A 13,680-nucleotide genomic window follows, 5' to 3' on the forward strand; every position below is an offset into this window, starting at 1 on the left:
CTCTTACCGGATACGCTATTTTGCTGAACGCCTTATATTGTTCGCTTTCGTTACCCCCTTTGAACCTACCGGAAACCGGACTTTAGTTAATTTCAGTGACATTAACCCAGCGTTTCTCTTGGTGGGAGCACAAGATAGCGTCCAAAATGCGTGAAACTTTCCAACCTTCAGTAAAATCAGGCCACATATCTTTTCCCAAAGCGATACCATCTATCAGGTCTCGAATTTCCACGGTTTTTTGGTCATTGAAGCCGATGCCATGCCCTGCACCATTGCAGAAAGGGGCATAATCGGGATGCTCAGGCCCCACTAGAAGAGTTTTGAACCCCTGGCGATTTGCAGGCTCGTCATGACGATAAAGCTGCAACTCTGCCATCCTTTCCTGCGTAAAACTCAGTGTGCCTTTAGTGCCTGTGACTACATAACTCAACCCCATTTTGCGGCCACACGCGATACGGGATGTTTCAATGACTCCCATTGCTCCTGTATCGAAACGCACCATTGCATGTGCCTGATCTTCATTTTCAACCGGGAGCATCACAGAAGAGCCTGCTTTTTCAGGGCGCATTTTCACTACCGTTTCCAGATCACCACAAACAGTCACAATATCCCCCACCAAATAGTGCGCCATGTTGATAATATGGGCTGCTAAATCTCCCAAGGCTCCCAATCCTGCATATTCTTTAAAACAATGCCAGTGGATTGGACTAAGAGGATCAGCCATATAGTCCTCATTATGAGTACCGTAAAAATGCACAATCTCACCAATCTCACCATTGGCAATAATCTCTTTCGCCAACTGTGCTGTGGGGTTTTTCATGTAGTTAAAGCCAACCAGAGTCTTAACTCCTGCTTGAGTGGCAGCTTCTACCATCTGTTTTGCATCATAAGAGTTCAATGCCAATGGTTTTTCACAATAGACATGCTTACCGTGTCTGATAGCTTCCAACGCCATTTCTTTATGCAAAAAATTAGGCGTGCAGATATCAACAACATCAATTCTCGGATCAGAAACTAATTCATGCCAGTCGCCTGTCGAGCGCTTAAATCCAAGGACTTTTGCCTGTTCACCAGCCTGCTTTGCCGTCACATCAGCAACCATTTCACGTATCAATCGCCCCTTTAGCGGAAATACTGTAGGCGCCTGGGCATAAGCAATGGCATGAGTTCGGCCAATATAGCCTGTGCCAATTAATCCGATACGGATCTCTTTCATGCAATTGATCCTCTACGCTTTTAATCTTTGGTTTCACTATCTGGGTTCTTAGCTTTGTTCTCCAGCTAACCAACTGAGATTGATTGCAATTCCTTCTGATTCCACAAGAAACATTTATTTTAAATAAAATTGGGAACATAAATTTGACATCGTGATCCAGTAAGGACTTTTCTGCTAATTGCGCACTTATTTTTCTGATATACCTGTTTTTTCTGATGTACTCACCACCACCGGACGTTTAAATAGCACCCTGCCTATCTGGTAGAAAACATAGCCCAATATACTAGCGACAAAGAGATAGTAGAGCGCCATCACATAAGCCGGCACGTTCTCAGCAAGGAAAACATACATGGAGACAACAGCCAGTGTAATTAAGCATCCTGCCGGTTTAACCATCGACCAAGGGGTAATATCCACCTGTTCTGTATACACTTCCTGATAAGATTCAGCTGGGAAAAAATACCCAATCGTCAACATGAAAATGATATTCAGGACAAACAGGATGCCAACCAGATGGAAGAAATGAATATTGAAGTTCAGGATAAAGTGACAAATGATGTAAGCCGACATACCAAACAACAGCCCCAGCTTTGCTGCAATCGGGGGAACCCGTTTGGTCATCAACCCAACCAGAACGACACTGAGGATCGGAGCATTGAAGATCCCTTGTAGCTGTTGAATCAGGTAGAACAAGCCATCAGGCGCGTTAGCGACAAATGGGGCAATGAGCATCGTTGCCAGTGCAAGACCAATGCCTAAATATTTACCGACTGTCACAGCCTGTGTTTCAGTGGCATTCGGGTTAATTCGTGGCTTGTAAATATTAACGGTAAATAATGTCACGGAAGAGTTGAGACCACCGCTGAATGTCGAAAATACAGCTCCCACAACCACCGCAGCAAAGAAACCAACCAACACTTTAGGCAATACCAATTGCACTAATGCAGGATAGGCATTATCTGGGTTGTCTATTTGGCCATTAAAAATATGGAATGCAATTATTCCTGGTAAGATAATAATGGTAGGAATAATGAGCTTAAATAAAGCACATAACATTACGCCTTTTTGCCCTTCCGCCAGATTCTTAGCGCCCAATGATTTCTGCACAATGGATTGGTTAGTACACCAAAAGAACATGTTGGAAATCAGTAGTCCTGTGAACAGGGTCGAGAATGGCACAAGTGAATCTTCACTGCCAATGGAATTAAACTTCTCTGGATGGGTTTGATAGACATCAGTTAACCCTTTCCATATACTGCCATCTCCCACATACAACAGGGCAAACACCGTTACCATCAAGCCGCCCACAATCAAGCCTACGCCATTAATGGTATCGGCAACTGCAATCGCTTTGATCCCACCAAAGATGGCGTAAATTGCCCCCAATCCCCCCACTCCCCAAACCATGATCCAGAGTGCCGTGGTTTTATCGACTTGAAAAACCTGGGAAACCTGAAACAGACTTTCCAGAGCAATCGCTCCTGTATACAGAACGATAGGTAATAATGAGATCACATACATCGCTAAAAATAGGATTGATGTAATTAACAACGTGTTTTTATCAAACCGACGTTCAAGATATTCTGGGATGGTTGAAATGCCTAATTTCAGATATTTCGGCAAGAAATAAATAGCAAATAGGACAATAGTTAAAGCCGCAATCACTTCCCAGGCCATAACAATAAAACCAGTCCTGAACGCCAGCCCATTCAAGCCGACCAAATGTTCTGTAGACAGATTCATTAGCAACATGGAGCTGCCGATATATATTCCTGTCAAGGAACGCCCGCCAAGAAAATAGCCTTCAGTCGAATCACTTAAGTGTTTGTTGTGCGTTTTATAATAAGCAAACCCGGCTACCAATAAGGTAAAACCCATAAAAGAAAGAAAAGCTAACATATACCCTCCCCCCCTGATTAACCGTTTAGAGCCATATAGTTACCTCCGCTGAGGATTATTTCCTTTGCCACCGCCCTCAGAAATCTATTGGGTACAAAACGGCCTGCCGTAGTTATGGCTGCCGGAACAGATATGTGATTTTTATGAAATAAATGTTCCAGTAATGTTTGTTATTGAATATTATCGTTATAGTTTGATTTCTTTACCGGATTGCAAGGATTCGAGTGCCTTGTCTGCGAGATATAAAGCCCGTTCTCCATCAATACCACTTGTCTCAGGCATTACCCTGCCTGCCATGACATCAACAAAATGGCTCCATTCTGCGATGTATGCGTCACGGTAACGTTGCAAAAAGAAATGTTCTGGTTTCGCGGCGGTACAACCGTTTTCTCCCCAGAATTCCACACTGTTTTCCTTTATATTTCCGGCAGTCAGAAGCCCTTTTTCGCCATGCAGTTCCAACCGTTGGTCATAACCATAACCGGAACGACGGCTATTGGTGATGGTTGCCATTACCCCCGATGGAAATTTCATGACAATAAACGCAGTATCGATATCACCCGCCGTACCGATAGCTGGGTCAACCAGATTGCTGCCCTGGGCATAAATAGCACATGGCTCTTCACCAATGATAAAACGAGCCATATCTAAGTCATGAATGGTCATGTCCCTGAACATACCACCAGATACACACACATATTCAGCGGGTGGGGGAGACGGATCACGGGAGATAATAAGCAGAGATTCTGCCTTGCCAATGGTTCCGGCATCAAACAGGTTTTTCAGCCGACGAAACTGCGGATCGTAGCGACGATTAAACCCGACAAACAGAGGAACCTGACACGCTTTTACCGTAGCAAGGCACTGGCGAACCCGTTCAAGCTCAAGGTGAACCGGTTTCTCGCAGAAAATCATTTTATTGTGTCGGGCGGCCAGTTCTATCAGATCGGCATGGGTATCTGTTGCTGATGCAATCAGGACACCATGAACATCAGGATCTGACATCGCTTCTTCAGTGGCCTGTATTTTTGCTTGATATTGGTGTGCCAATGTCTTAGCACTTGTCAGATGTGGATCTATCACAGAATAGAGGCAAGTTTCTTTATGGTTGGCAATGTTGGCAGCGTGAACCTGCCCAATTCGCCCAGCGCCAAATAATGCAATATTGAACATAAATGCTCCTTGATACCTTGGTATCTGCTTTTTGGTGTGGATGAAAACATACCAAATAAAATATTTATTTCAATTTTTCTTTATTTGAAAATTTTATTTTTTAGAGCTGGCTCATAACTTTCATCTGGCGTGTATCTTGCCGGCAATGTCTACGCTGCCTGACCGTTTCCATATCTTATGAGCAAAATCGCGGGACAATCTGCCTGTTATCACGTGTGATATCACCAGCAAGCATGTAGTGACATAAACTCAGAATTGTAACCACATCTATAGTGTGGATTTTGGTAAGAACCAGCCTCAATTTTTTAATAAATTAAAAAGGTCAAATTGTCATTTATACCAATCGTCTTTCAAGGTGCGTCTTATATCTCCCCGTGTAGCGGGGAGATATAAACAATCACATTGAGTTGCAAGCCGCAACTTGAAATTCATTGGGTCTATATAACACATGGATTTTGCGCTCAGTCTTGATCAATGCTATCCAATATCGGCTAATACTTAATACTGACGCACTTTTTTCTCCACATATTCCCTGATTTTTTCCGCTGATGCAGCAATGTCTGGATTATCAGCAACCTGCGCAGTTCCTATCCTCCACCATGATTCATAATCATGCGTCATGGTTTTTGGTAAAACTTTAATGTCGATTAACGTTGCACATGGCTGCTTCTGCGCATCCTGCAAAGCGGCAATTAATTGTTGTTCATCATGCACCCGATAACTTTTACAGCCGTAGCTTTCCGCATTCCTGGCAAAATCCACCGGTATTAAGGCGCCATCCAATCTGCCGTTTTGCTGATTGCGATAACGATTCTCCGTGGCAAAACTTCCCATACCTTGGCTCATCTGTAAGTTATTGATGCAACCAAATCCCGCGTTATCAAACAGCAGCACAGTGATCTTAATGTTTTCCTGAATAGCCGTTTGTAATTCACTGTGCAACATCAAATATGAACCATCACCAACCATTGCGTAAACCGGCTGTTCAGGACACGCGAGTTTTGCCCCCAATGATGCAGCAATTTCATATCCCATACAGGAATAGCCATATTCAAGATGATAAGTATCAGGCACTTTCGGTTGCCAAACGCGCTGTAAATCGCCCGGCAGAGAACCCGCAGCCCCCACAATGATGGCATTGGGTTCCAGATACTGATCCAACAAACCAAGTACACGGGTTTGGGTCAGACTGGTTTGTAACGTTTCACTGTACTCTTCCAATTTGTCATCTAAATGCCCGGCAATCTCTGGCTTGATTCCGGCCTGATATTGAATGGAAAACAATCTTTCCAATTCCTGCTGCCAAGCTGCCTTCGCCTGAAAAATTTCTTGCTGCCACGCCGAACGCCATGCTGTTTTTGATAATGCCTGTGCAATGGCATTGAGTCCTTCTCTGGCATCCGCCAGAACGCCTACAGCATCCAGTTTGCAGGCGTCAAATTCTGCAACATTGATGGTAAGAAATTCCACTTCTGGGTGTTGAAACAGTGACTTTGAGGCCGTCGTAAAATCGGTAAAACGGGTGCCAACGCCAATAATCAAATCGGCTTCTTTAGCCAGCTGATTCGCCGCCAAACAACCTGTCGTGCCAATGCCGCCACAATTTAGGGGATGGGCAGCCACAATCGCACTTTTTCCCGCCTGAGTTTCAGCAAATGGGATATGGAAGGTTTCAGCAAAATGGCGTAAAGCGTCATGAGCTTCGGAGTAACGTACGCCACCACCACAAATCAACAGCGGCTTTCTCTTGCGCTGAATCAATGCAATTGCCTGTTGAATTCGCACCTGAGAAGCAGGACGACGTTCAATCAAATGAACCCGTTTCTGGAAGAAGTCATCTGGATAATCCCACACTTCTCCCTGAACATCTTGCGGAAGACAGATCGTGACCGCCCCCGTATCTGCCGGATCAGTCAATACCTGCATGGCGTGGAGCATGGCTGTCATCAATTGCTCCGGTCGCGAAATGCGATCCCAATAACGGGATACTGGCCGGAAACAATCATTGGTACTTATGGTGCCATCGCCATATTGTTCAATCTGCTGTAAAACAGGATCAGGCTGACGACAAGCAAAAGTATCTCCCGGCAATAATAGTAATGGGATACGATTCGCTGTTGCTGTTGCGGCGGCCGTCACCATATTGGCCGCGCCAGGCCCAACAGAGGAGGTGACGGCAAAAATCTGCCGACGTTTTTTCTGTTTGGCAAACCCCGTCGCAATATGTGCCATCCCCTGTTCATTACAGCCTTGATAAACGCGAAGATGCCCAGGCTCCTGCTCCAATGCCTGCCCTAATCCCACCACATTACCGTGACCAAATATGGTGAACACACCTCGAAGAAAAGGATATTCTTCCCCATCAACATTGATATATTGCTGGTTAAGAAATTTGACCAAGGCTTGAGCCATCGTCATTTTCTTGGTCTTTATTGCTTCGTTTTTCATGACATGGCTACTCCATCGTTGGCATCACAAAATGGCTATCGTGATGTTCTAAACGCACACTGGCGGGCCAACGGCTGGTGACAGTTTTCATACGGGTATAGAAGCGCACCCCGTCATTACCATGTACATTCAGTGGCCCAAAAATGGAACGCTTCCAGCCACCAAAACTATGAAATGCCATCGGTACTGGGATCGGAATATTCACACCAACCATACCCGCTTGAACGTCTTCACTGAACTGGCGCGCCGTTTCACCATCACAGGTAAAAATTGCCGCTCCGTTGCCATATTCATGCTGGTTAATCAAGTTCAATGCTGTGTCATAATCCGGTACGCGGACAAGGGTAAGCACCGGGCCGAAAATCTCTTCCTTATAGATTTTCATATCCGGCGTGACATAATCAAATAGCGTTGGCCCCACGAAATAGCCATTTTCATGGCCTGCCACCGGATATCCTCGCCCATCAACCAATAATTTTGCTCCCTGCTCTATTCCACTGCAAATGTAGTCACAGATTTTTGCCCTGTGCTGCTGAGAAATCACTGGCCCCATGTCGTTTTCTTTTCCATTGGAAATACCAGGGCCAACCGACATTTGAGCTATTTGTTGCCGGAGTTTTTCTACCAATCTATCTGCAACTTCATCCCCAACCGCGACGACAACCGACAATGCCATACAGCGTTCCCCTGCCGCACCGAATGCCGCCCCCATGATGGCATTTGCAGCCATGTCCATATCCGCATCTGGCATCAAGACACTGTGGTTCTTTGCTCCACCTAATGCCTGACAGCGTTTGCCGTGCGCTGAAGCAGTGGCATAGACATACTCTGCTATCGGGGTTGAGCCGACAAAACTCACTGCCTGAATGCGCGGATCGGTCAGTAGCACATCAACAGCTTCTTTATCCCCTTGCACAACATTAAACACACCATCCGGCAAACCGGCCTGTTGCAATAATTTCGCCAGTTCAATCGAAAGTGAGGGATCTTTTTCAGAAGGTTTCAAGACAAAGGTATTTCCCGTCGCTAGTGCGATAGGAAACATCCACATTGGCACCATGGCAGGAAAGTTAAATGGCGTGATACCGGCACAAACACCCAAGGGTTGCATCAGGGAGTGACTGTCAACTCCCGCTCCTACATTGGCAGAGTGTTCCCCTTTTTGCAGATGCGGGATACCACAAGCAAATTCGACCACTTCGAGGCCACGAGTTAACTCCCCCACCGCATCAGAATAAATTTTTCCATGTTCTTCAGAAATCAACCTTGCCAGTCTGTCCTGGTTTTCTTCAAGCAATGATTTGAATTTGAACAAAATCCGTGCACGTTTCAACGGCGAGGTTTTTGACCACTCCTTAAAGGCCAGATGAGCAGATTCAATGGCATGTTCAGCCTCATGGGTTGCACTCAAGGCAACCATTCGAATCTCCTGTCCTGTGGCTGGATTGAAAATGAGTGAAATGCGATCGCTTTGGCTATCAACGAGTTGCCCGCCAATAAAGTTTTTAATCTGTTCCATTCTGAGCCTCTCTAAATTCAATTAAGATTGAACTGGCAAGTTGCTATTGAACTACACGCATTAAACTTCAAGTGACAATTTACAACATCACACACATCTTGAAGTTAGATTGGTATATAAGCGTTTCATCACGATGCTACAGATATATGAAATATATATTTCATTTTCAATTGAATTTGAAATGCGCTTTAATTAATGTGATCAACACGCTATTTTTATGCAATATGCAAATGGAGGGCCTGATGTCTGCTGCGTCTAATCTGAATGAACTTCAAGAACAAGTTCGATCCCGTTATGGTGAGTTGAGTAAACGGTTACAACAAGTTGCAAGATATGTACTGGATAATACGAATAGTGTCGCATTTGATACTGTTGCCGTTATTGCCAAAGAAGCCAATGTTCCACCTTCTACTTTGATCCGCTTTGCCAATGCCTTTAATTTCAGTGGATTCAATGAAATGAAGCAACTATTTCGCCTGAATTTGGTGGAAGAGACCGCCAGCTATACCGATCGGGCACGGCTGTTTAAAGAGCTGGATAATGATCATCAGATACCAGAAGATCCTCAGCATATTTTGCAGGAGTTTGCTCATTCCAACGCTCAAGCCATGCAGCAACTCGCAGCCCGTACTCCCGCAGAGGATTTGGATAAGGCAGTGAGTTTGCTGGCGAATGCCGACAATATTCACATTATCGGCCTGCGCCGCTCTTTCAGTGTTGCCTCATATTTTGCCTATGCCCTCAGCCATCTTGAATGCCGCCCGCTACTTATTAATGGCTTAGGGGGTATGTTCCATGAGCAGATGGGTATGATTGGCCCTCAAGATGTCGTGGTATCTATCAGCTTTACGCCGTATGCCGAAGAAACGGTGATGATCAGTGAAAAAGCGGTACAAGCGGGTGCAAAGCAAATTGTCATTACTGATAGCCAGATTAGCCCGCTTGCAAGTTTTAGCGATATTTGCTTTGTGGTGAAGGAAGCCCAGGTTGATGCGTTCCGCTCCCAGTCTGCTACTTTGTGTTTGGTGCAATCTTTGACCGTAGCACTGGCGTATCGGCAGGGATAATCAAGAGTCAGATAAAACCGGAAATAAATGTCAGCGTGATCATATGAGATTAAAGCATATTGATCACGCCTATACGCATTAAACTGCAAGTTGCAATTTACAACACGATATGAAACCCGATTTCTCCCCGCTTCGCGGGGAGAAATCACTCGCATCTTGAAGTTAGATTGGTATAAGAGTTTAGTTCTTAATATTTTATGGATATTGATTTACTTAAAATAATCTTTAATCTCTTCCAATCTATAGGTATCCTTTTCAAACAAATAGCTAATAATGGCACAACCGCATCAATGAATAAGTTTATTATAAATCAATACACTGACAAAAAATCCCCTCCTTTGCCAGATAAAATAATTAAATTAATAGAATGTATAATGTCATAAAGTAACGACATTACATATCAATAGGTTACTTCCTGCAATAGTGATTAATTTCATTATTGGAATGGATTTAATCCACTGTTTTTTCATCTAACAAAAATACAGCATGAGTATACTTAACAAGCTGATCTCAGGCTGCCTTGAATATAATTTAGAATCATAGCGGAGTATTCATATGGATAAGATTCTGGCTTCTCCATTTATTCATTTCTTTTGGAAATCATGGGTTCTCGAGCCGCACTCACCTAAATATAATATCGTTATAGAACAAAATATTAGGGGGAGTTTAGATGAAAGTAGATTAAAATGGGCTTTGCAAGAATTTATTAATCTTTATCCTTTATTTAAATATCGAATTGAAGAAGAAAATGATGAGTTATATTGGATATTTGGCTCAGATGATATTGAGTTTACATACCTTTCTAATAATGAAGAACAATTGAATCAGTTTGCTCTGCGGCCATTTGACCTCAGAAAAGGGCCAGTCGTTCGTTTTGGTTTAATCAAAGAGACAGAACAGCAATTTCACTTATTTATTGTACTGCACCATATCATCGGTGATGGACAGGGTATAGAAGAGTTTTTTCACAATATCGCTGATCTGTACAACCAACGTCCTCTGCGTCATTCCCCCATGACGCTGCAACAAGCGTCAGAGAAATTTGAACAAGATCGTCAACTTCTACAATTATTGGGTAAATATAACCCTGAGCAATACTGGAAAAAATGTTTGTCAGGAATGACTACCAGTAATCCATTACCTTATTTGCCTCAACACGCGATAGGTGAGCCGGAATTACCGAATGAATTTCGTTTCAACTTGCCATTAGAAGATTGGAAGAACCTCTCAATATCTTTATCCCCTTACAAACCGTTCCTCGTATTTAAGACGTTATGGGCAACGCTCGTAGCCCAATATACTGCAACTGATAGTGTTCACCTTATCTATCCCATTGCAGTCGCTGGCGGGGCATCTGTTTCGCTTGGTGCACAAATCAATGCGGTTGTTTTCCCTTTGCATTTTAATGAGACGGATAGCTTTAATTCTCTCTATCAGGCTACGTTAAACTATAGTACATCATTGAAGGCTCAACCTGATCTGCGTTTTTCAAGTTTGCCTATATTCCAAGCTGTACCCACCGATCTTGTCAATAAGCTCAATGTCGGTATCAATCAGGCCAGTTTTAAGGATCTCAATCTGGAATTAGACGGATGTGAGGTTCATTACGGTAGTCGTTTCAATAACGATTTAGCCGTTACAGAGTGGATACTGGAATATCATCTGGAAGAGGGTTATTGGGCTTTTCGTATCCGCTATCATCCTAACCTTTTCCATGCAAAACAAATCAAAGCGTTAGGTGAACAATTCCAGCAATTGTTGGTTAATGCCTTGTCTTATCCCGAAACGCCAATATCGCAATTTCCTTTGCTAACACCTGAGCAGACACAGACATTACTGGAATACGGTAGCCCACAACAACTAAGCGACACCCAATCAGAACGACACTCCCCTTTGGTGATGGATTTGATCCACAAACATTATCAACAGGCAATCGGGCAATCACAATCTGCTGAAATATCAGGCATCCAAGTTTATGTGTTGAATGAACGATTGCAAATGGTGCCAATGGGGTTAAAGGGCGAACTTTATCTCTCTGGGCCAGAATTGGGCCATAAATATTTGGATCACTCAGTATTGGCAGACAAACAACTTATCGCCAATCCATTTGTTCAATATACCAAGGATAAGTGGCTCTATCGTACAGGCGAACAAGTACGCTGGTTGCCAAATGGAGAGCTAGAATATCTGGGGACAGAAGACTACGATTTTCTGAAAGAAGCGAGTTAAGTTAAAACAACGGCGTGATCGTGATGCTCACCAAGCCTATGAATCACGCCTAATTATTACTGCATCAAACACTACATGACCACAGTTTATTCACTACCACTTATTCAAAATCCTTAAAAGTCGGGCCTTGGAAATAAACAGCTCTTGAAGTCAGATTGGTATAGAAAGCCTATCTTACTTGAGAGTTTTCCCTCTGGTTCTATTATTTTGTGCTTATTGCTCTGATTGCAGAAGATCGCATTTAAGTAAAAATAAACAAATTCTACTTTACGACTGACTCTGGGAAGCACGCTGAAAATCGAAAATGTTTACATCTGCTAAACTTTGGGCAACAGATAACGTCAATCGTGCTCTGGATTACTGTCATTCTTAACACCATAAATCACAACCATTACCTGTGAAGGGGGTTATATGAAAGCACTTGTTTATCATGGAGCCGGAAAAAAACGCTGGGAAGAAAAGGCACCACCTCAACTCATTGAACCAACAGATGCTATCGTCCGCATCGTCAAAACCACCATCTGTGGTACAGATCTGCATATCCTTAAAGGGGATGTTCCCACTGTCGAGCAAGGCCGCACATTGGGCCATGAAGGTATTGGGATCGTTGAATCAATTGGGGAATCAGTACGCAATATCAAAGTCGGTGATAAGGTAATTATTTCCTGTATCACCGTTTGCGGTAGTTGCAGTTATTGTAAACGCCAGCTTTATGCTCACTGTAAAGATGGTGGCTGGATCCTGGGACATAAAATTGATGGTACACAGGCAGAACAAGTGCGTATTCCCCATGCTGATAACAGCCTGCATCGTCTGCCAGAAGGTGTCGATGAAGAAGCGGCATTAATGCTCAGTGACATTCTGCCAACTGGTCTTGAAATTGGTGTTATCAATGGCAAGGTCCAACCGGGGCAGACTATCGCCTTAATTGGTGCGGGACCAGTCGGACTATCAGCATTATTGGCATCACAGTTTTACTCCCCGGCACATATCATCATGATCGATACTGATGATAACCGCCTTAGCGTCGCCCGGCAGTTTGGTGCTAACACGGTTATCAACCCGGCAAAACAAAACGTCGTAGAAGCTATCAATAAACTGACTGACGGCATTGGGGTGGACGTGGCTATTGAATGTGTGGGTATCCCCGCAACCTTCAAAATATGTCAGGACATCATTGCAGCAGGTGGATTCATTGCCAATGTTGGTGTCCATGGCAAATCTGTTGACCTGCATCTGGAAAGTCTCTGGATCAAAAACATTACCATTACTACTGGACTGGTAAACACAAGCAGCACTCCCATGCTGCTGAAAAGCGTTCAATCCGGCAAAATTGCACCTGAAAAGCTGGTCACTCATCATTATCCATTGAGTGAAATAGAAACCGCTTATGAAATATTTGGTAATGCAGCTCAAGAGAAAGCATTGAAAATTGTTTTGTCCGCTTAGTGCGGTATAGCAGAAAGAGGGCAATCCGACTTCCTCTTTCTGCTAAATTATGAGTTATGCATTTCGACTGATACAGAAAAGCCGCCGCAATATACTGCATCAATACACGTATGCAATTCATTACGGCGGCCTTTATGTTGTGTTTGATACTACGCTTGATTTTTAAATTTATTAACTAATTAATAAACCTTCAACTTACAGTTTGTCTTCTTCATCCAAATCTTGTTGTGAAAGGTTCCCTATAGCAATAAATTCATCCAATAACCCTAACAGTTGGGTCAATTTTTCTGGAGAAAAAGCGTCCTCAATCGCCTTATATCCCTCAGCAATTTGCCCTTTTGCTTGCTCATAGAGTTCCTGTCCAGCCGGAGTCAAAGAAACATACAGCTTACGCTGATCATTCATAGGCTTCAGGCGGAATATAAGCCCATCACGCTCCATACGTGTCAAAATGCCTGTCAGACTTGGGCGCAAGATACAAGTGAGACAAGCTAAGTCATGAAAATCAATAGAACGGCTACTCGCAAGTACACGAATAATCCGCCATTGCTGCTCAGTTAAATTATAGCTCTTCAAAATAGGCCGAAAAAAACCCATAGCGGTTTCTCTCGCTTGAAGCAATGCAATTGTCAAGGATTCATGCATAAGTAAAAGTGACTCTTTAGTTAATCGCTAGTCAT

General features: G+C 43.6%; 9 protein-coding genes. 3 read left to right on the top strand and 6 right to left on the bottom strand.

From position 1 onward, the window contains the following. Positions 1 to 82 precede the first annotated feature (82 nt). The 5 genes from WDV75_RS02955 to WDV75_RS02975 all read right to left on the bottom strand — a co-directional run bounded on the left by WDV75_RS02955 (position 83) and on the right by WDV75_RS02975 (position 8,255). Positions 83 to 1,216: a Gfo/Idh/MocA family protein gene (locus tag WDV75_RS02955; RefSeq protein WP_273557937.1), complete on the bottom strand. Its 1,134-nt coding sequence runs from the start codon at positions 1,214 to 1,216 to the stop codon at positions 83 to 85. A 186-nt stretch (positions 1,217 to 1,402) separates the two neighbouring features. Further along, positions 1,403 to 3,115 carry a solute:sodium symporter family transporter gene (locus WDV75_RS02960; RefSeq protein ID WP_273557938.1) on the bottom strand — a complete coding sequence of 571 codons (1,713 nt, stop codon included), beginning with the start codon at positions 3,113 to 3,115 and terminating at the stop codon, positions 1,403 to 1,405. A gap of 186 nt (positions 3,116 to 3,301) precedes the next feature. After that, a complete protein-coding gene (gene iolG, locus WDV75_RS02965; RefSeq protein WP_273557939.1) occupies positions 3,302 to 4,288 on the bottom strand; it encodes an inositol 2-dehydrogenase in 987 nt (328 codons plus the stop codon). 498 nt (positions 4,289 to 4,786) lie between these two features. Then, positions 4,787 to 6,721 (bottom strand): 3D-(3,5/4)-trihydroxycyclohexane-1,2-dione acylhydrolase (decyclizing), encoded by a 1,935-nt coding sequence (gene iolD, locus WDV75_RS02970; protein WP_273557948.1) that lies wholly within the window; start codon positions 6,719 to 6,721, stop codon positions 4,787 to 4,789. 22 nt (positions 6,722 to 6,743) lie between these two features. Further along, positions 6,744 to 8,255, bottom strand: coding sequence for a CoA-acylating methylmalonate-semialdehyde dehydrogenase (locus tag WDV75_RS02975; RefSeq protein WP_273557940.1), 1,512 nt, complete (start codon positions 8,253 to 8,255; stop codon positions 6,744 to 6,746). A 242-nt stretch (positions 8,256 to 8,497) separates the two neighbouring features. Here WDV75_RS02975 and WDV75_RS02980 point away from each other — a divergent pair, with 242 nt between their 5' ends. The 3 genes from WDV75_RS02980 to WDV75_RS02990 all read left to right on the top strand — a co-directional run bounded on the left by WDV75_RS02980 (position 8,498) and on the right by WDV75_RS02990 (position 13,000). Next, a complete protein-coding gene (locus WDV75_RS02980; protein WP_273557941.1) occupies positions 8,498 to 9,322 on the top strand; it encodes a MurR/RpiR family transcriptional regulator in 825 nt (274 codons plus the stop codon). A gap of 555 nt (positions 9,323 to 9,877) precedes the next feature. Next, complete coding sequence (locus WDV75_RS02985; RefSeq protein ID WP_273557942.1) at positions 9,878 to 11,551, top strand: condensation domain-containing protein; 1,674 nt, start codon at positions 9,878 to 9,880, stop codon at positions 11,549 to 11,551. 411 nt (positions 11,552 to 11,962) lie between these two features. Beyond that, entirely contained in the window at positions 11,963 to 13,000 is a 1,038-nt protein-coding gene (locus tag WDV75_RS02990; protein ID WP_273557943.1) for a zinc-dependent alcohol dehydrogenase family protein, read from the top strand. Positions 13,001 to 13,195: 195 nt separating this feature from the next. Here WDV75_RS02990 and hpaR read toward each other — a convergent pair whose 3' ends face one another. Then, a complete protein-coding gene (gene hpaR, locus WDV75_RS02995; RefSeq protein ID WP_189758603.1) occupies positions 13,196 to 13,645 on the bottom strand; it encodes a homoprotocatechuate degradation operon regulator HpaR in 450 nt (149 codons plus the stop codon). Positions 13,646 to 13,680: the final 35 nt, after the last annotated feature.

The sequence above is a fragment of the Xenorhabdus griffiniae genome (genome assembly GCF_037265215.1).
GTDB lineage: Bacteria > Pseudomonadota > Gammaproteobacteria > Enterobacterales > Enterobacteriaceae > Xenorhabdus > Xenorhabdus griffiniae.

What these genes read in the sequence shown, in the direction of transcription:
- WDV75_RS02955 (WP_273557937.1), bottom strand. Translation starts at nt 1,216, where the DNA reads ATGAAAGAGATCCGTATCGGATTAATTGGCACAGGCTATATTGGCCGA.
- WDV75_RS02960 (WP_273557938.1), bottom strand. Translation starts at nt 3,115, where the DNA reads ATGTTAGCTTTTCTTTCTTTTATGGGTTTTACCTTATTGGTAGCCGGG.
- iolG (WP_273557939.1), bottom strand. Translation starts at nt 4,288, where the DNA reads ATGTTCAATATTGCATTATTTGGCGCTGGGCGAATTGGGCAGGTTCAC.
- WDV75_RS02975 (WP_273557940.1), bottom strand. Translation starts at nt 8,255, where the DNA reads ATGGAACAGATTAAAAACTTTATTGGCGGGCAACTCGTTGATAGCCAA.
- WDV75_RS02980 (WP_273557941.1), top strand. Translation starts at nt 8,498, where the DNA reads ATGTCTGCTGCGTCTAATCTGAATGAACTTCAAGAACAAGTTCGATCC.
- WDV75_RS02985 (WP_273557942.1), top strand. Translation starts at nt 9,878, where the DNA reads ATGGATAAGATTCTGGCTTCTCCATTTATTCATTTCTTTTGGAAATCA.
- WDV75_RS02990 (WP_273557943.1), top strand. Translation starts at nt 11,963, where the DNA reads ATGAAAGCACTTGTTTATCATGGAGCCGGAAAAAAACGCTGGGAAGAA.
- hpaR (WP_189758603.1), bottom strand. Translation starts at nt 13,645, where the DNA reads ATGCATGAATCCTTGACAATTGCATTGCTTCAAGCGAGAGAAACCGCT.